Here is an 18089-nt window from a genome sequence, read left to right as displayed (position 1 = left end):
TCTGCCAGGACGGGTCCGGACGGATGGGTCAGCGGGCGGGCGCGAAGAGGTGCAGGCGGTGGGCCAGCGCCGCCGCTTCACCGCGGGTGGAGACCGTGAGTTTGGCCAGGATGTTGGAGACGTGGACGCTCGCCGTCTTCGGTGAGATGAAGAGCTCCTCCGCGATCTGCCGGTTCGTGCGGCCGTCGGCGACCAGGCGGAGCACATCGCGTTCGCGGGCCGTGAGGCCGAGGGAGTCAGCCGGGTCGGCGGGGTCGAGCGGTGCCTCGACCGGGGGTCCGTCGAGCGGCAGCCGGGCCCGCTGCGCCAGCGCGGCGACCTCCGCGGCGAGCGGCTTGGCCCCGGCGGCGACGGCGGCGGTGTGGGACTGCGCGAGCAGGCAGCCGGCCGCCTCGCGGGCGTCGGGTCCGCGGGCGAGCAGCGCCTCGGCGTGCCGGTAGCGGATGGCGGCGAGTTCGGCGGGCCGCTCCTGCGCGGCGAAGGCGGCCTCCGCGGCGGCCCACAGATCGGATTCGTGGCGCCCCTCCGCCCGGGCCAGCTCGGCGTCGACGAGCAGCGCGTACGCCTCGTACAGCGGTGCCGGGCGGGCCAGTTCGCGGGCGGCGGTCCTGATCTTGTCGAGCACCTGGCCGCGGGCCGGATCGCCGGTGACCGGCCACGGGCCGTCCGCCTCGGCCGCGGCGCCGCCGGCGAGGATCGGCCAGGCGTAGCGCGCGGTGCCGTTGGGGAAGCCGGCCTCGATCGCGCCGAGCAGGGTGCGCCGGGCATCGTCGTAGCGTCCCTGGGCGACGGCGACCCGCAGGCCGAGGCCGCGCAGCGGGATCTGGTGCTGCGGCTGGGTGTCGTAGCGGAAGCCGTCGGCGGCGGCGGCGTGGTATTCGGCGGCGGCCTCGATGTCGCCGACGGCGACCGCGAGGAATCCCTGGAACATCTCGATGCCCGCGCACAGCAGCGGTCCCTCGACCGCGCGCCGGGCGGCGGCGAGCCGGACGGCGGCGTCCTCGTAGCGGGCGAGGGTGAACAGCGACTCCCCCTCGTTGCCGAGCAGCCACGCCCTGGTGGCGTTGACGACCTGGTCGCCGATCAGGCTCAGGCCCTCACGGCTGACGCGTACCGCCTCGGTGGAGCGGCCCGCGGCTTCGAGTACCGAGGCCAGGTTGCCGTAGGTGCGCGAGACGATCAGTGGCGCCCGCTGGTCGCTGACCTGGCCGCGTACCGCCTCGACGCCCGCGATGCCGCCGTCGATGTCGCCGCTGTCGGCCTGGAGCAGGCCGAGGGTGACGCGGGCGTGCAGTTCGGTGTCGAGGGCGTTCGAGGTCCTGGCGAGCTCGACGGCCTGTCCTGCGATGGCGATGCCTTCCGCACCGGACTTGTGGACCATGATCCATCCGGCGATCATCGCCAGGACCTCGGCGTGCGTGGCGGACGGCGGCAGGCCGCGGACCAGCTCGCGGGCCCTGGACAGCTCCTCCCAGCCGTTGCCGCGGCCGAGTACCTCGGTGACCTTGGAGCGCTGCGCCCAGAACCACGCGGCCCGCAGCGGGTCGGAGCCGCCGCTGCGCTCCAGCCGCCGCAGCGCCCGCTTGGCCATGGCGTAGGCGCGTTCGCGCTCGCCGCTGAGCCGGGCGGCGACGGTGACCTCGGCGAGCAGGTCGACGAAGTCCAGCGGTGTGCCGGGTTCGCAGTCGCAGGGCGGGTACGCCTCGGTGTAGTCGGCGGGGCGCAGCGCGGCGCGTACGTCCTCGGGGGCGCTGTCCCACAGTTCGAGCGCCCTTTCCAGCAGCCGGTACTGCTCGGCGTAGGCGTGCCGGTGCCTGGCCTCGACGGCGGCGCTCAGCACGGCGGGCAGCGCCCTGGCCGGGTCGTGTGCGGCGTACCAGTAACTGGCCAGCCGGGCGGCCCGCTCGTCGGCGGGGACCAGCGTGGCGTCGGCCTCGACGGCTTCCGCGTACCGCCTGTTGATGCGGCTGCGCTCGCCCGGCAGCAGGTCGTCGCCGACCGCCTCGCGGACCAGCGAGTGCCGGAAGCGGTAGCCCTCGCCGCTGTCGGTGGGCAGCAGGATGCTGGCGCCGACCGCGATGCGCAGCGCGCCGAGCAGGTCGTCCTCCGACAGCCCGGTGATGGCGGCGAGCAGGCGGTATTCGACGGTGCTGCCGCCCTCGGCGACGAACTTCGCCACCCGCTGGGCGTCCTCGGAGAGCGCCTCCACCCTTACCAGCAGCAGGTCGCGCAGCGAGTCGCTGAGCCCGGTGGAACAGCCGCGGCGCAGGCTGCAGGCCAGCTCCTCGACGAAGAAGGGATTGCCGTCCGAGCGCGCGAAGACCTGGTCGACGACCGAGTCCTCCGGCTCGTCGGCCATGATCGAGTGGAGCTGGCTGCGGACCTCTGCCCGGCTGAAGCGCGACAGTTCGAAGCGCTCCACCCGGCGCAGCCGGTCGGTCTCGGCGAGGAAGGGCCGCAGCGGGTGCCTGCGGTGGATGTCGTCGGCGCGGTAGGTGGCGGCGACCAGCACCCGGCAGCGCTGGAGCGAGCGGAAGAGGTACGCCAGCAGTTCCCTGGTGGAGCGGTCCGCCCAGTGCAGGTCCTCCACGACGACGACGATCGTACGGTCGGCGCCGAGGCGTTCGAGGAGGCGCGCGGTCAGCTCGAACAGCCGGACCCTGCCGTCCTCGTCGTGCGGTTCCCTGCGGGCGCCGTCCGGGCCGGCCAACTCGGGCAGCAGCCGCACCAGCTCGGCCTGCTGGCCGGCCGCGGCGGCGGTCAGCTCGGGTCCGAGGGCGCGGTAGAGGTCGCGCAGCGCGGCGGAGACCGGTGCGAAGGGGAGGCCGTCGGCACCGATCTCCACGCAGCCGCCGACGGCGGTCACGGCTCCGGCCGCGCGCGCCGCTGCCAGGAACTCCTCGGTCAGCCGGGTCTTGCCGACACCGGCCTCACCGCCGATCAGCACCGCCTGCGACTCACCCGCGTCCGCGGCGGTGAGCACCTCGGCAAGCCGTGCCAGCTCGGCGTCTCGGCCGATGAACACGGGGCTGAGCGACTGGGTCTGCACGCTTCCGAGCATTTCACGCCTTGCCCCTGACGCGACACCGGTTACCTGCCGCCTCGTGCCCCGCGCGGTGGCGGCCCGGGGCTGGGCCGCCACCACCTCGACGGTCATGCCGCGCTGTGCGGGCGCAGTGCGTGCCGCCTGCCGCCGGCGGGACTCTCCGCGGCCTCCAAGTCCGTGCGTACCGCCGACCTGGCGGTGGAGCGGCGGCCGGCCGCGCGCCGCTCGGCGCGCGCCGCCTTGGCCTGCTGGGCGAGCCGCCATTCGTCGGCCCTGCGCTGGAGTTCGTCCCGGTGGACCTGGTGCAGTTCGTACGCGAACATCGTGTTCTCCTTGGAGACGTTTTTCCCGATGTCCTCAGCTTCGTCTCCCAGGTACCCCCGCCACATCGGGCACCTTCCCGAACTTCGCGCCCCCGATGTGCTTAGGCGCGAGGGTGCGCCGCGCGGGATGCCTTAGGCGGTGCCCCGCCCATGCCGTACGCGGGTGCGTCGTGCCTGGTCGCGCGGTTTTCCGCGGCCCTAAGGCGGTCGCGTCCCGCGGGAGGGCGCGGGGGCCCTTCAGCCGGTCTTGGCGGGGGTCTTGGCCGCCGCGGGCGCGGGCAGCGGCATTGGCGCGGGGCAAGGCGCGGCCGGCGCCTCGATGCTGATCCGCGGCAGCCGGCGGTCGAGCCAGCCCGGCAGCCACCAGTTGGCGTCGCCCAGGAGGTGCATCAGCGCGGGCACCAGCAGCGTGCGCAGCACGAAGGCGTCCAGCGCGACGGCGGCGGCAAGGCCGATGCCGAACATCGCGATCACCCGGTCGCCGCTGAGGACGAAGGCCAGGAAGACCGCGATCATGATCACCGCGGCGGAGCTGATCACCCGGCTGGTCTCGGCCAGGCCGACCCTGACCGCCCGCCGGTTGTCCCGGGTCTCGCGCCACTCCTCGTACATCCGGCTGACCAGGAAGACCTGGTAGTCCATGGACAGGCCGAAGAGCACCGAGACCATGATCACCGGCAGGAAGGGCTCGATGGGGCCCGCCCTGCCCAGGCCCAGCCATTCGCTGCCCCAGCCCCACTGGAAGATCGTGGTGACCACGCCGAAGGAGGACGCGACCGCCGCGACGTTCATGGCGGCGGCCTTGAGCGGGATGCCGATCGAGCGGAAGGCGACCAGCAGCAGCAGGCAGCCGAGGCCCACGACGCTGCCGACGAACAGCGGCAGTTTGCCGATCACGACGCCGGCGAAGTCGTCGTAGCTCGCGGTGGGGCCGCCGACGTAGACCTCCAGGCCGCCGCCCTTCTCCGCGGCGGGCAGCACCTGGTGCCGCAGTTGTTCCACCAGGTGGGAGGTGTCGCGGGACTGCGGGGCGCTGTCCGGGACGACGGTGATCACACCGATGCCGCCGGACAGCTCGACCGGGCTCACCGCGGCCACGCCCGGGGTCTCCCGCAGGGTCGCGGGCAGCTGGTCGAGGGCGAGCCTTGACTGGGCGCCGTCGGTCGTGGCGACCAGGGTGAGCGGGCCGTTCGTGCCGGGGCCGAAGCCGTCGGCGAGCAGGTCGTAGGCCTGCCTGGTCGTGGCGGTCGCCGGGCCGTTGCCCTGGTCGGAGGTGCCCAGGTGCAGGGTGAAGGTGGGCAGCGCGAGCACGATCATCACCGCGGCGGCCAGCGCGCCCAGCAGCCGTGGGTGGCGTTCGACGAAGGCCGACCAGCGGGCGGCGAGCCCTGCGGGTGGTTCCGGCCGCGGCCCGTGCTCGGCCAGCGCCCTGCGCTCCCTGCGGCTCAGCGCCCGCGGGCCGATCAGCCCGAGGAGCGCGGGCAGCAGCGTGATGGACGCCGCCACGGTGAGCAGGACGGTCAGCGCGGCTGCGACCGCGACGCCGTTGAGGAAGCTCAGGTGCAGGATCAGCATGCCGAGCAGCGCCACGCAGACCGTGCCGCCGGCGAAGACCACCGCCCTGCCGGTGGTGACCACCGCCTCCTGGGCGGCCTCGGGCACGCTCAGGCCGCGTTTGAGGCCTCTGCGGTGCCGGCTGACGATGAAGAGGGCGTAGTCGATGCCGACCCCGAGCCCGATCAGCATGCCCAGCATGGGCGCGAAGTCGGCGACGGTCATGGCGTGGCCGAGCAGCACGATCGCCATGTACGCGGTACCGCAGCCGACCAGTGCGGTCGCGATGGGCAGCAGCATGGCGGCGAAGGAGCCGAAGGCGATCAGCAGCACGACGGCCGCCACCGCCACCCCGACGACCTCGCTGAGGTGGGCACCCGTGCTCTCGGTGCTGCCGACGGCCTGGCCGCCGAGCTCCACCTGCAGGTCGCGGCCCTGGGCCGCCTTGGCGGTGTCCACCAGGGCCTGGGCCTGCGAGCGGGGGATGCTGTCGGCGTCCTGGGCGTAGCCGACGACGGCGTACGCGGTGTGCCCGTCGGCGCTGATCTGGCTCGCGCCCGCGGGGACGTAGGGGCTGTCGACGGAGGTGACGCCCGGCAGGTCGCGGGCCTCGTCGAGTACGTGGGCCATGGCCCGCTCGACGGCGGCGGCGCGTACGGTGCCGTGGCCCGTGTGCCAGACGATGGTGTCGGTGTCGCCCGCCTGGTCGGGGAAGGACTCGCGCAGCAGCGCGGAGGCGTGGCCGGACTCGGTGCCGGGGGCCTCGTAGTGCCGGGAGTAGGCGGAGCCGGCGGCGCCCGCGGCCGCGGTCAGGCCGAGCAGCACGGCGATCCACAGGAGCACGGCGGTGATGCGGTGGTGCAGACACCACCGTGCGAGTGCGGCCATGAACCAGCTGCTCCTGTGTGCTCGACGTTCGCCCCACTGTGACAGGAGGAAATGATCCTTTGGGACTTTCGTGCCCTTCCTCACAAGGGGTAAAAAGCACATAAGGACGGCACCCCTCGCGGGGTGCCGTCCTTTGCAACTGCCCTGTGCCGCCGGGCGGATCAGCCCTGCACGCCGAGCCTTTCCAGCACCAGCTCGCGAACCCGCTTGGCGTCCGCCTGCCCGCGAGTGGCCTTCATCACCGCACCGATCAGCGCACCGGCCGCGGCCAGGTTGCCGCCGCGGATCTTGTCCGCGATGGCACCGTTCGCCGCGATGGCGTCGTCGACCGCCGCGCCCAGGGCGCTGTCGTCGGAGACGACCTTCAGGCCGCGCCCGTCGACCACCTGGTCGGGGTCGCCCTCGCCCGCGAGCACGCCCTCGATGACCTGGCGGGCCAGCTTGTCGTTGAGGTCGCCCGCGGCGACCAGCGCGGACACCCTGGCGACCTGCGCCGGGGTGATCGGCACCGCGGCCAGCTCGACGCCGGTCTCGTTGGCGTGCCTGGCCAGCTCGCCCATCCACCACTTGCGGGCCGACGCGGCGTCCGCGCCCTCCGCCATGGTGGCGAGGATCAGGTCGAGCGCTCCGGCGTTGAGCACCGACTGCATCTCGTGGTCGGCGATGCCCCACTCCTCCTGGAGCCGCTTGCGGCGCAGCCGCGGCAGCTCGGGCAGCCCGGCGCGCAGCTCCTCGACCCACTCGCGGGCCGGGGCGACCGGCACCAGGTCGGGCTCGGGGAAGTAGCGGTAGTCCTCCGCCTCCTCCTTGATACGGCCCGAGGTGGTCGAGCCGTCCTCCTCGTGGAAGTGCCGGGTCTCCTGCACGATCGTGCCGCCGGAGGACAGCACCGCGGCGTGCCGCTGGATCTCGAACCTGGCCGCCCGCTCCACACTGCGCAGCGAGTTGACGTTCTTGGTCTCGCTGCGGGTGCCGAACTTCTCCCGGCCCGGCGGGCGCAGCGACAGGTTGACGTCGCAGCGCATCTGGCCCATCTCCATCCGGGCCTCGGACACGCCCAGCGCCTTGATCAGCTCGCGCAGCTCCGCGACGTAGGCCCTGGCGACCTCGGGGGCCCGCTCGCCCGCGCCCTCGATCGGCTTGGTGACGATCTCGATCAGCGGGATGCCGGCCCGGTTGTAGTCCAGCAGCGAGTGCGAGGCGCCGTGGATACGGCCGGTCGCGCCGCCGATGTGGGTGGACTTGCCGGTGTCCTCCTCCATGTGGGCGCGCTCGATCTGCACCCGGAAGACCTCGCCGTCCTCCAGCTGGACGTCCAGATAGCCGTTGTAGGCGATCGGCTCGTCGTACTGCGAGGTCTGGAAGTTCTTCGGCATGTCCGGGTAGAAGTAGTTCTTCCGCGCGAAGCGGCACCACGTGGCGATCTCGCAGTTCAGCGCGAGGCCGATCTTGATCGCGGACTCCACGCCGATCTCGTTGACCACCGGCAGCGCGCCGGGCAGGCCGAGGCAGGTGGGGCAGGTCTGCGAGTTGGGGTCGGCGCCCAGCTCCGTGGAGCAGCCGCAGAACATCTTCGTCCTCGTGCCCAGCTCGACATGGACCTCGAGGCCCATCACCGGGTCGTAGGACGCCAGCGCGTCCTCGTAGGACAGCAGGTCCGTGACGGTCACAGTCGTTCTTCCTCCTGGTCTGTCAGTCCGTCAGCGGGTTGTCGTCGCGCTCGCGCAGCTCGCGGATCAGCAGGGCCACACCGGTGGCCACCGCGGCCACCCGGATCAGACCGTCGACCAGCTGCAGGGTGTCGTCCTCGCCGCGGGCGGAACGCACCTTCTTGACGTTGCTGAACGCGGCGAAAAGCGTGCTGCCGATGGCCAGGTACGTACCGGCCTTGCCCTTCTTCTTGCCCTTGTCCTTGGTGCTCACAGCTGGGGTGCCTCCTCGAGCAGCGGGTGGCCCCACTTCTTCACGAAGGCGGCCTCGACGGCGGCGCCGACCCGGTAGAGCCGGTCGTCCTTGAGTGCGGGGGCGATGATCTGCAGGCCCACCGGTAGACCGTCCTCCGGCGAGAGGCCGCAGGGCAGCGACATCGCCGCGTTGCCCGCGAGGTTGACCGGGATGGTGCACAGGTCGACCAGGTACATCGCCAGCGGGTCGTCCACCCGCTCGCCGAGCGGGAAGGCGGTGGTCGGAGTGGTCGGCGAGACCAGCACGTCGACCGACTCGAAGGCCTTTTCGAAGTCCCGGGTGATCAGGGTGCGGACCTTCTGCGCCGAGCCGTAGTAGGCGTCGTAGTAGCCCGAGCTGAGCGCGTACGTGCCGAGGATGATCCGGCGCTTGACCTCGGCGCCGAAACCGGCCTCGCGGGTCAGCGCGGTGACGTCCTCGGCGGACTTCGTGCCGTCGTCGCCCACCCGCATGCCGTAGCGCATCGCGTCGAAGCGGGCCAGGTTGCTCGAGCACTCCGACGGCGCGATCAGGTAGTAGGCGGCCAGCGCGTACACGAACGACGGGCAGGAGATCTCCACGACCTCCGCGCCCAGCTCGCGCAGCACCTCGACCGACTCCTCGAAGCGCTGCACCACGCCGGGCTGGTAGCCCTCGCCGCCGAGTTCCCTGACGACGCCGATCCGCATGCCGCGCACGTCCGCGCTGCGGGCCGCCTCGACCACCGGCGGCACCGGGGCGTCGATCGACGTGGAGTCCATCGGGTCGTGGCCGCCGATCGCCTCGTGCAGCAGCGCCGCGTCCAGCACGGTGCGCGCGCACGGGCCGCCCTGGTCGAGCGACGAGGAGAAGGCGACCATGCCGTAGCGGGACACCCCGCCGTAGGTGGGCTTCACACCGACCGTGCCGGTGACCGCGGCGGGCTGCCGGATCGAACCGCCGGTGTCCGTGCCCAGCGCCAGCGGCGCCTGGTACGAGGCGAGCGCCGCGGCGCTGCCGCCGCCCGAGCCGCCCGGGATGCGCGTCAGGTCCCACGGGTTGCCCGTCGGCCCGTAGGCGCTGTTCTCGGTGGACGACCCCATGGCGAACTCGTCCATGTTGGTCTTGCCCAGGATCACCACGTCGGCGGCCTTGAGCCGCTTGGTCACCGTGGAGTCGTACGGCGGGATCCAGCCCTCGAGGATCCTGGAGCCGACCGTGGTGGGCACACCCTCGGTGGTGAAGATGTCCTTCATCGCCAGCGGCACACCGGCCAGCGGGCCGAGCGGCTCGCCCGCGGCCCGCTTGGCGTCCACCGCGCGGGCCTGGGCGAGCGCGCCCTCCCGGTCGACGTGCAGGAAGGCGTGCACCTTCTCGTCCACGGCCTCGATCCTGGCCAGGTGCGCCTCGGTGACCTCGACCGCGGTCAGCTCGCCCGACGCGATCTTCTCCGCCGTCTGTGCGGCGGTCAGCCTGATGATGTCCGTCATCGTGATCAGTCCTCCCCCAGGATCTGCGGCACCTTGAAGCGCTGCTGCTCCTGCGCGGGAGCACCCGACAGCGCCTGCTGCGGGGTCAGCGACGGGCGGACGGTGTCCGGCCGCATCACATTGGTCAGCGGCAGCGGGTGCGAGGTCGGCGGTACGTCCTCGCCGGCCACCTCGGTGACGCGGGCGACCGCGCCGATGATGTCGTCGAGCTGTCCGGCGAAGTGGTCGAGCTCTTCACCGGACAGTTCCAGACGTGCCAGCCGGCCGAGGTGAGCGACCTCCTCGCGCGTGATGCCAGGCATGCGGTTTCGATCCTCTGCGGGGGTGAGATGACGGTGTGGGCCCCAATCCTATGGGCCCCCGCCCCCCTACCGCGAAACACTTCCCCCCGCCGGGGCCTCCGCCGCGTTCCCGGACACCCGGGCGCGGGCCGCCGCCGCGGGGGGCAGCGCCGTTCGGGACCGCGGGTGGCCGCGCGACCGGCCGGCGCGGGCGCGGTGGCATCCGCCGGGTGCGGGGACCGCACGGCCCGCAGGGTCAGGCGAGCTCCGTGGCCGGGACGGTCGGGGGCTCCGCCAGCGGCGGCAGGGCCGGCAGGGCGCGCGCGGCGGCGGCCGGGAGGGCGCCCCGCTCGCCGCGCGCCAGGAGCCACTTCGTGGCCTCGTCCGGCGGCATCGCGGCGGCGACCAGCCAGCCCTGCACTGCGTCGCAGTGCAGGTCCCGCAGCCGCTCCCAGGTCTCGTCGTCCTCGACGCCCTCCGCGACGACCATCAGCCCGAGTGAGTGCGCCAGGTCGATGGTGCAGCGCACGATCTCGGCGTCCTCGGTGTCCACGACCAGCCGGGCCACGAACGACCGGTCGATCTTCAGCTCGCTGACCGGCAGCCGCCGCAGGTGCACCAGCGAGGAGTAGCCGGTGCCGAAGTCGTCGAGCGACATCTTCACCCCGTGCCCGGTCAACCCGTTCAGCGTGTCCGCGGCCCGCTGCGGGTCCTCCAGCAGCACGTGCTCCGTTATCTCCAGTTGCAGCGACCCCGGCGGCACCTGGTGCCTGGCCAGCCGGGCGGCGACGGTGCCGGCGAAGCCGGGGCTGTGGACATCGCGCGGCGAGACGTTGACGGCGACCGGGACGTCCAGGCCCGCGCGGCGCCAGAGGGCGACCTGGGCCAGCGCGGTGTCCAGGACGTACTCGGTGAGCCGCGGCATCAGGCCCGACGTCTCGGCCATCGTGATGAACTCGTCGGGGCTGACCCGGCCGCGCTCCGGGTGCTCCCAGCGGACCAGCGCCTCGAGGCCCGCCACCCGGCCGTCGAAGCGGACCTTGGGCTGGTAGTGCAGTTCGACCTCACCGGCGTCGAGCGCCCTGCGCAGGTCGCCGAGCAGGCCGAGCCGGTCGGGGGTGTTGCCGTCCCTTGTGGCCTCGTAGACCTCGACGCCGCTGCGGTCCCGCTTGGCCTGATACATCGCCACGTCGGCCCGCCGCAGCAGCCCTTCGGCGTCCAACGCGTGGTCAGGGAAGACCGCGACGCCTGCGCTGGCCTCCAGCACCAGTGACAGGCCGTCGAGGCTGAGCGGCGAGGCGAGGGCGGCGACCAGGGTCCTGGCGATCCGCTGGGCGCGGGTCGGCGAGTCGCAGCCGGGCAGCAGTACGGCGAACTCGTCGCCGCCGAGCCTGGCCGCCTCGGCGCCGCGCGGCAGGGCGAGCCGCAGCCGGTCGGCGACCTGGAGCAGCAGCCGGTCGCCCGCCAGGTGCCCGAGGGTGTCGTTGACGGAACGGAACTTGTCGAGGTCGATCAGGATCAGCCCGACCCTGCCGCAGCCCTCCGGCGGGTGGGAGCCCGCGCCGCCGGCCGCGGCGAGGAAGCCGGGCTCCGCCCGCTCGTAGTCCTCCTGGGCGTCGTCGAGCGCGGTCCAGGCGCGCTCCAGCAGCCACTGGCGGTTGGGCAGCCCGGTGAGCGGGTCGCGCAGCTGCTCCTCGGCGCGGGCGTGCGCGATCCACAGTGTGGAGTCGAGGGCGATCAGCGGCACCGAGAACAGCGGCAGCAGCACCGGCATGTCGCAGGCGACGACCAGGATCAGCGGGGAGATGCCGAGCAGCGCGCCGCCGAACATGCCCTGCCGGATCAGCGCGGACCTGGCCACGGTCGGCAGCCCGCCGGTGCGCGGCGCGAAGGCGCACCACAGCAGGGCGCGGGTGGCGAACAGATAGGTCAGTGCGGCCAGCGCGACGATCGGGACGGAGGTCACGGCCCAGTCCTGGGGCGCCCAGGGCCGCTCGACGGTGGGGAGGGTGCCGCACACTTCGAGCGCCAGGGCGCCGGCGCCGATGCCGAGGATGTCGATGGAGCCGTAGAGGACGGCCTGCCGCCAACGGTGCCTGCGGGCGGCGCCGACCAGGGTGACCACGGCCAGGCTGACCATCACGGCGGGCACCCAGCCGTGGACCATCAGCATGGCGAGCGTGAGGGCGGCACCGGAACCGGTGCCGCCCCACCACCGGTCGCGGCCCATCGCCACCAGATGGCCGACGATGATGCCGGTGAGGATCGCGAAGCCCCAGCCGGCGGTGCCGCAGGGGAACAGGGCGTGGCCGCGGTCGAGTACCCGGATGACGCCGACGACCAGGCAGATCGCCGCCGCGGGCGGCGCCACGCCGCGCACCAGGGTCCGGGACAGCGAAGGGGACAGGGACGGTGGCAGGGACAGGGGCGGTGGCGCGGGAGCGGGCGCGCTGCGCGGCGGGGGTCCCGCTCCAGCACTCTCCGTCGGTCGCATGCCCGTCCCTCTCGCAGCCCGGTGTGGCCGTCAGGTCCATCGCGCCCTGCCTGCAGAGGAGTTCCGCAAGTGCTGCCGGAACGTTCATCCCCGGAGGGTGCGCGCCTCAACACTAGGCCGCCTTGTGCCGTCCCGGGCACCGATCGGCAGTGGTTGCCCGAATGCGACCAGGCACATCGACGTATTCTGATATAGGCCGATCGGGTGACATCCCCGGTCCATTCAGCCGGATTCACCGCCCGTTTCGGCGTCGGGTGAGGCATCGGCCGATGTGTCCGCTTCCGCGGGATTCACCGTGTTTCGGCGGGCGGCCTCCGCACCGTCTGCGAGCAGTACGGCGAAGCCCTCCTCGTCCAGGACAGGCACTTTCAGCTGCACGGCCTTGTCGAACTTGGAACCCGGGTTGTCGCCGACCACGACGAAGTCCGTTTTCTTCGACACCGATCCGGTGACTTTCGCACCTCGACTGCCCAGCGCCTCTTTTGCGCCATCCCGGGTATGGGTCGACAGAGTTCCGGTCACCACGACAGTCAGCCCTTCGAGTGGCCTCGGCCCTTCGTCCGAGCCCTCCTCGGTGAAGACCACCCCGGCCTCCCGCCACTTCCTGATGATCTCCAGGTGCCAGTCCTCGGCGAACCACTGCTTCACCGAGGCGGCGATGGTGCCGCCCACCCCGTCGACGGCCGCCAGCTCCTCCTCGGCCGCGTCCTTGATCCGGTCCAGGTCGCGGAACTCGCGGGCCAGCGCGGCGGCGGCGACCGGGCCGACGTGGCGGATGGACAGGCCGGTGATGATCCTGGCCAGCTGGCGCTCCCTTGCGGCCGCGATGTTCTCCAGCATCGCCAGGGCGTTCTTCTTCGGCTCGCCCTTCTGGTTGGCGAAGAAGGTGACGATCTTCGGCTCACCGGTCTCCGGGTCGCGCTTGGGCAGTCCGGTGTCCTGGTCGAGGACGTACGAGCGGATCGGCAGCAGCTGCTCGATCGTCAGGCCGAACAGGTCGCCCTCGTCGCCCAGCGGCGGCTCGTGCGGTTCGAGGGGCTGGGTCAGCGCGGTCGCCGCGACATAGCCGAGCCCTTCGATGTCGAGGCTGCGGCGGCCCGCGAGATAGAAGACCCGCTCCCGCAACTGGGCAGGGCAGTAGCGGGCGTTGGGGCACCGGAGGTCGATGTCCCCTTCTTTCATGGGCTGGAGGGCGGTACCGCAGTCCGGGCACTCGGTGGGCATCTCGAACTCCCGCTCGGTGCCGTCGCGCAGGTCGACCACCGGGCCCAGGATCTCCGGGATGACGTCGCCGGCCTTGCGCAGCACCACGGTGTCGCCGATCAGGACGCCCTTCTTCTTGACCACGTCCTGGTTGTGCAGGGTCGCGAACTCCACCTCGGACCTGGCGACCGTCACCGGCTCGACCACCGCGTAGGGCGTGACCCGCCCGGTGCGGCCGACGCCCACCCGGATCTCCAGCAGCTTGGTGTTGACCTCCTCGGGGGCGTACTTCCAGGCGATGGCCCAGCGCGGGGCGCGGGAGGTGGAGCCGAGCCGGCCTTGCAGCGGGATCTCGTCGACCTTGACGACCACCCCGTCGATCTCGTGCTCGACGTCGTGCCGGTGCTCGCCGAAGTGGTCGATGAACTCGCGGACCTCGTCGAGCGTGCCGACCACCTTGTTGTGGCGGGCGGTGGGCAGCCCCCATTCGCGCAGCAGCTCGTACCCCTGCGACTGGCGGTCGATGTCGAATCCCTCGCGGGCGCCGATGCCGTGCACCACCATCCGCAGCGGGCGGGACGCGGTGATCCTGGGGTCCTTCTGGCGCAGCGAACCGGCTGCCGCGTTGCGGGGGTTGGCGAACGGCTTGTCGCCGCCCGCGACCAGCCGCGCGTTCAGCTCCTCGAACTCCTCACCGGGGAAGTAGACCTCGCCGCGGACCTCCACCAGCGCGGGCACCCGCTCGCCCGCCAGCCGGTCGGGGATTCCGGGGATGGTGCGCACGTTGGGCGTGATGTCCTCGCCGGTCCGCCCGTCGCCGCGGGTCGCGGCCCGGGTGAGCCGGCCCTGCTCGTAGGTGAGGTTGACGGCGAGGCCGTCCACCTTCAGCTCACACAGGAAGTGGTAGGGGCTGCGCGCGTTGTCCGGCGGGCCCAGCTCGGCGGCCACCCGGTCGGCCCAGACCGCCAGCTCCTCGCCGCTGAAGGCGTTGTCGAGCGACAGCAGGCGCTCCCGGTGCTGCACGGAGGTGAACTCCGTCTCGTACGCGCCGGCCACCTTCTGGGTGGGCGAGTCCGGGGTGCGCAGGCCGGGGTGCTGCTCCTCCATGGCTTCGAGGCGCCGCAGCAGCTTGTCGAAGTCGGCGTCGCTGACGACCGGCGCGTCCTTCACGTAGTAACGGAAGCGGTGCTCCTCGACCTGCTCGGCGACGCGCGCGTGCTCCTCGCGTGCCTCCGCGGGAATCTCCGTGTCCTCCACGACCCCGTCCTTCCTCACTACTCAGGGTTGTCGACGAGCGAGCGTGCCGCCTTCGCGCAGTGCACGAGAGCGGCACGGGCGTAGGCCGGTGAGGCCCCCGCCAGACCGCAGGACGGGGTCACCGCGACGGAGGACCCCAATGCCCCCGGCGCCAGCCCCAGCCTGCGCCACAACGCCCGAACACCCCTCACGCTACCGGCAGGGTCCGACAATGGGGCATCCTTGCCGGGCACGACACCGGCGAAGAGGGCGGTGCCGGCTTCCACGGCCTCACCGAACTCGTCCCAGTCACTCTCGGTGAGCAGGTCGAAGTCGAAGGAGATGCCGGCCACGCCCGCCCTGCGCAGCAGCGCGAAGGGGACGTCGGGGGCGCAGGAGTGGACGGTGACCGGCACTCCCGCCGCCGCGATCAGCTCCCGCAGCGCCGACTCGATCACCGCCCGGTCGACCGCCCGGTAGGTGCGGTAGCCGCTCGCGGTCCTGATCCGCCCGTGCAGCACCGCCGTCAGGGACGGCTCGTCCAGTTGCAGGACGACGGTCGCGCCCGGCACCCGGCGGCGGACGTCGGCGAGGTGGGCGGTGAGGCCTTCGGTCAGCGATCCGGCCAGGTCCCGGCAGGCGCCGGGGTCGCGCAGGGCGGCCTCGCCGTGCCGGGTCTCCACCGACGCGGCCAGCGTCCAGGGGCCGACCGCCTGGACCTTGAGCAGGCCGTCGTAGCCCTGGGTGAACTCCTCGACGGCGTCCAGGTCCTCGCCCAACCACGACCTGGCCCGCTTGCTGTCCCGGCCCGGCCGGTCGCCGAACCGCCAGCCGCTGGGTTCCACCCGCGCGTACATCTCGACCAGCAGCCCCAGGCTGCGGCCGATCATGTCCGCGCCGGGGCCGCGGGCGGGAAGTTCGGGGAGGAAGGCCATGCCCGCGGTCGCCTCGGTGGCGACCCGGGCCGCTTCGCGGGCGTCGCCGCCGGGCAGCGAGCCCACGCCGGTGGCGGTGGCCTCGGGGAGGTGCAGATCGTTGCTCACGCCGGAAGGGTAGCCTTCCGCGCCGGGCCGTCCTTCCGGCGCGGACGCCGCGCCCGGACAGTGCCGGGCGCCGCGGAGGTACGGCCGGCAGCCCCTACCGGCCGGGGCGGACGGTCAGGTCGGTGATCTCGGCGTCGGCGGGGAGGTCGATGGCGGTCAGGACGGTGGTGGCCACCGAGTCGGGGGCGATCCAGCGGGACGGGTCGTAGGGTTTGCCCTCCTGCTGGTGGACCTTCTGCTGCATCGGGGTCGCGGTCCTGCTCGGGTAGACCGAGGTGACCCGCACACCGGCGGCGTGCTCCTCCGCGCGCAGCGCGTCGGCCAGCGCGCGCAGGCCGAACTTGCTCGCCCCGTACGCGCTCCACTCGGCGCTGACGGCCAGCCCCGACGTGGAGTTGACGAAGACCACGTGCCCCCGCGAAAGCCGCAGTTGGGGCAGCAGCAGGCGGGTCAGCTCGGCCGGGCCCAGCAGGTTGACGGCCAGCGTCTCCTGCCAGACCTTCGGGGTGAGGTCGCCGACGAGTCCCAGCTCGACGGTGCCCGCGATGTGCAGCAGCGAGTCGAGGCGGTCAGGCGGCGCCTGGTGGCCCAGCGCCCAGGACAGCCTGGCGGGCTCGGCCAGGTCGCCGACCAGGGTGCGGGCGCCGGGGTGGCGGTCCACCAGCTCCCTGGCCCGCCCGGCGTCCCTGGCCAGCAGCCAGACCTCGTCGCCGCGTTCCAGCAGCCGCCGCGCGACCGCGCTGCCGATGCCGGACCCGGCGCCGGTCACCAGGTGGATGCGCGGGTCGCTCACAGCTGCTCCAGGATGTGCGCGAGGGCGTCGGCGCCGTCCGAGGCGAAGTACACCAGGTCGGTCAGCGGGAGGGGCAGGAAGCCCTCCGCGTCCATCCGGCGCAGCTGCTGTTCGAGGCCGTCGTAGAAGCCGCCGCTGTTGAGCAGGACCACCGGCTTGCCGTGCAGCCCGTGCTTCTTGAGCTCCAGGATCTCGGTGGCCTCGTCCAGGGTGCCCAGGCCGCCGACCATCACCACGATCGCGTCGGACAGCCGGAGCAGTTCTGCCTTGCGCTGCGCCAGGTCGGTGGCGACGATCATCTCGTCGGCGCCGGCGCGCGCCTTGTGCTGGAGGAAGGACACCGAGACGCCCACCAGCCGGCCGCCGGCCTCCTGGACGCTGTCGGCGACGACCTTCATCAGGCCCGCATCGGAGCCGCCCCACACCAGGGCGTGGCCGCCGTCGCCGATCAGCTTGCCGAACTCGCGGGCCGGCACGGTGTACTGCTCGCTGAGGTCGGCAGCGGACAGGAAGACTCCGATGTTCATACGGTCACCGTGGACTTCTCCTCGTCGCGCGCGGTGGCGCGGTCGGTGGTGGCGATGGTCGCGGAGCCGACGACGCGCGTGCCGTCGTAGAGCACCACGGCCTGTCCGGGCGCGATACCGCGGACCGGTGCGGTGAAGCGCACCCGAAGCTCGCCGTCGACGACCTCCGCGGTCACCGGCACGTCCTCGCCGTGGGCGCGCAGCTGGGCGGTGTACGCGGCGGGGCCGGCCGGCGGGGTGCCGCACCAGCGCGGGCGGATCGCGGTGAGCGCCGTCACGTCGAGCGCTTCGGCCGGGCCGACCGTGACCGTGTTGTCGACCGGCGAGATGTCCAGCACGTAGCGGGGCTTGCCGTCGTCGGCGGGGATGCCGAGGCGCAGGCCCTTGCGCTGGCCGATGGTGAAGCCGAACGCGCCCTCGTGGGTGCCGACCCGGGTGCCGCTCTCGTCCACGATGGCGCCCTCCGCGCTGCCGAGGCTCCTGGCCAGGAAGCCCTGGGTGTCGCCGTCGGCGATGAAGCAGATGTCGTGGCTGTCGGGCTTCTTCGCGACCGCCAGGCCGCGGCGGGCGGCCTCGGCGCGGATCTCGTCCTTGGTGGTCAGCGTGTCGCCGAGCGGGAACATCGCGTGCGCCAACTGCCGCTCGTCGAGCACGCCGAGGACGTACGACTGGTCCTTCGCCGCGTCGCTCGCCCGGTGCAGTTCGCGGGAGCCGTCCTCGCGGGTCACGACCGTCGCGTAGTGCCCGGTGCAGACCGCGTCGAAGCCCAGCGCCAGCGCCTTGTCGAGCAGGGCGGCGAACTTGATCTTCTCGTTGCACCGCAGGCAGGGGTTGGGGGTGCGGCCCGCCGCGTACTCGGCGACGAAGTCCGCGACCACGTCCTCGCGGAAGCGCTCCGCGAGGTCCCACACGTAGAAGGGGATGCCGATGACGTCGGCCGCGCGGCGGGCGTCCCTGGAGTCCTCGACCGTGCAGCAGCCGCGGGCGCCGGTCCTGAAGCTCTGCGGATTCGCCGACAGCGCCAGGTGGACCCCGGTCACGTCGTGCCCGGCCTCTGCCGCGCGGGCCGCCGCGACGGCGGAGTCCACGCCGCCGCTCATGGCGGCGAGCACGCGCAGCCGCTTGGGCTCGGGGGGGTGCGGGAAGTCGTTCACCCGTCCAGGGTAACGGCCCGGCTGCGGCGGTCCGCCAGGCATTTCCCGGCGCCGGGACGGAAGAGACGAGCAAGCGCCCGGCGTTGTCCGGTGAGGAGCCCGAAGGGGCTGGAACCGTCGACTACCGATGGGTA

Annotated in this window: 13 protein-coding genes; all 13 read right to left on the bottom strand. The window is 72.9% G+C overall.

Going from position 1 to position 18089, the window contains the following annotated elements; all coding sequences use genetic code 11:
• Nucleotides 1-28 precede the first annotated feature (28 nt).
• Nucleotides 29-3061: an AAA family ATPase gene (locus ACGFMP_RS25250; protein WP_393675268.1), complete on the bottom strand. Its 3033-nt coding sequence runs from the start codon at nucleotides 3059-3061 to the stop codon at nucleotides 29-31.
• 92 nt (nucleotides 3062-3153) lie between these two features.
• Nucleotides 3154-3369 carry a hypothetical protein gene (locus tag ACGFMP_RS25245; protein ID WP_393675267.1) on the bottom strand — a complete coding sequence of 72 codons (216 nt, stop codon included), beginning with the start codon at nucleotides 3367-3369 and terminating at the stop codon, nucleotides 3154-3156.
• Between the two features lie 237 nt (nucleotides 3370-3606).
• The gene (locus ACGFMP_RS25240; protein WP_393675266.1) at nucleotides 3607-5811 is read right to left on the bottom strand and encodes an MMPL family transporter; all 2205 of its coding nucleotides are present in this window, start codon (nucleotides 5809-5811) and stop codon (nucleotides 3607-3609) included.
• A 161-nt stretch (nucleotides 5812-5972) separates the two neighbouring features.
• Nucleotides 5973-7481, bottom strand: a complete 1509-nt coding sequence (gene gatB, locus ACGFMP_RS25235; protein ID WP_393675265.1) for an Asp-tRNA(Asn)/Glu-tRNA(Gln) amidotransferase subunit GatB — start codon at nucleotides 7479-7481, stop codon at nucleotides 5973-5975.
• Nucleotides 7482-7503: 22 nt separating this feature from the next.
• Nucleotides 7504-7734: a hypothetical protein gene (locus ACGFMP_RS25230; protein ID WP_393675264.1), complete on the bottom strand. Its 231-nt coding sequence runs from the start codon at nucleotides 7732-7734 to the stop codon at nucleotides 7504-7506.
• Nucleotides 7731-9224 carry an Asp-tRNA(Asn)/Glu-tRNA(Gln) amidotransferase subunit GatA gene (gatA, locus tag ACGFMP_RS25225; RefSeq protein WP_393675263.1) on the bottom strand — a complete coding sequence of 498 codons (1494 nt, stop codon included), beginning with the start codon at nucleotides 9222-9224 and terminating at the stop codon, nucleotides 7731-7733. Before gatA ends, ACGFMP_RS25230 begins: the two co-directional genes overlap by 4 nt.
• A gap of 5 nt (nucleotides 9225-9229) precedes the next feature.
• Nucleotides 9230-9526: an Asp-tRNA(Asn)/Glu-tRNA(Gln) amidotransferase subunit GatC gene (gene gatC / locus ACGFMP_RS25220; RefSeq protein ID WP_393675262.1), complete on the bottom strand. Its 297-nt coding sequence runs from the start codon at nucleotides 9524-9526 to the stop codon at nucleotides 9230-9232.
• A gap of 235 nt (nucleotides 9527-9761) precedes the next feature.
• On the bottom strand, nucleotides 9762-11999 hold the full coding sequence (locus ACGFMP_RS25215; RefSeq protein ID WP_393675261.1) for a putative bifunctional diguanylate cyclase/phosphodiesterase: 2238 nt from the start codon (nucleotides 11997-11999) through the stop codon (nucleotides 9762-9764).
• Between the two features lie 222 nt (nucleotides 12000-12221).
• A complete protein-coding gene (gene ligA / locus ACGFMP_RS25210; RefSeq protein WP_393675260.1) occupies nucleotides 12222-14459 on the bottom strand; it encodes an NAD-dependent DNA ligase LigA in 2238 nt (745 codons plus the stop codon).
• 17 nt (nucleotides 14460-14476) lie between these two features.
• Nucleotides 14477-15481 (bottom strand): methionine synthase, encoded by a 1005-nt coding sequence (locus ACGFMP_RS25205; protein WP_393675259.1) that lies wholly within the window; start codon nucleotides 15479-15481, stop codon nucleotides 14477-14479.
• A gap of 94 nt (nucleotides 15482-15575) precedes the next feature.
• Nucleotides 15576-16274 (bottom strand): SDR family oxidoreductase, encoded by a 699-nt coding sequence (locus tag ACGFMP_RS25200; protein WP_393675258.1) that lies wholly within the window; start codon nucleotides 16272-16274, stop codon nucleotides 15576-15578.
• Nucleotides 16271-16801 carry a TIGR00730 family Rossman fold protein gene (locus tag ACGFMP_RS25195; protein ID WP_393675257.1) on the bottom strand — a complete coding sequence of 177 codons (531 nt, stop codon included), beginning with the start codon at nucleotides 16799-16801 and terminating at the stop codon, nucleotides 16271-16273. Before ACGFMP_RS25195 ends, ACGFMP_RS25200 begins: the two co-directional genes overlap by 4 nt.
• Nucleotides 16798-17997, bottom strand: coding sequence for a tRNA 2-thiouridine(34) synthase MnmA (gene mnmA, locus ACGFMP_RS25190; RefSeq protein WP_393675256.1), 1200 nt, complete (start codon nucleotides 17995-17997; stop codon nucleotides 16798-16800). Before mnmA ends, ACGFMP_RS25195 begins: the two co-directional genes overlap by 4 nt.
• Nucleotides 17998-18089 lie beyond the last annotated feature (92 nt).

Source organism: Streptomyces sp. NPDC049040 (assembly GCF_043197715.1).
Taxonomy (GTDB): Bacteria; Actinomycetota; Actinomycetes; order Streptomycetales; family Streptomycetaceae; genus Actinacidiphila.
The sequence above is the reverse complement of the archived record's forward strand: the minus strand, read 5'-3'. Positions and strand labels throughout refer to the sequence as shown.

Excerpts from the sequence above, each read along its gene's own strand:
- ACGFMP_RS25215 (WP_393675261.1), bottom strand. The coding sequence starts at position 11,999 with ATGCGACCGACGGAGAGTGCTGGAGCGGGACCCCCGCCGCGCAGCGCG.
- ACGFMP_RS25250 (WP_393675268.1), bottom strand. The coding sequence starts at position 3,061 with ATGCTCGGAAGCGTGCAGACCCAGTCGCTCAGCCCCGTGTTCATCGGC.
- gatC (WP_393675262.1), bottom strand. The coding sequence starts at position 9,526 with ATGCCTGGCATCACGCGCGAGGAGGTCGCTCACCTCGGCCGGCTGGCA.
- ACGFMP_RS25245 (WP_393675267.1), bottom strand. The coding sequence starts at position 3,369 with ATGTTCGCGTACGAACTGCACCAGGTCCACCGGGACGAACTCCAGCGC.
- gatA (WP_393675263.1), bottom strand. The coding sequence starts at position 9,224 with ATGACGGACATCATCAGGCTGACCGCCGCACAGACGGCGGAGAAGATC.
- mnmA (WP_393675256.1), bottom strand. The coding sequence starts at position 17,997 with ATGCCTGGCGGACCGCCGCAGCCGGGCCGTTACCCTGGACGGGTGAAC.
- ACGFMP_RS25195 (WP_393675257.1), bottom strand. The coding sequence starts at position 16,801 with ATGAACATCGGAGTCTTCCTGTCCGCTGCCGACCTCAGCGAGCAGTAC.
- ACGFMP_RS25240 (WP_393675266.1), bottom strand. The coding sequence starts at position 5,811 with ATGGCCGCACTCGCACGGTGGTGTCTGCACCACCGCATCACCGCCGTG.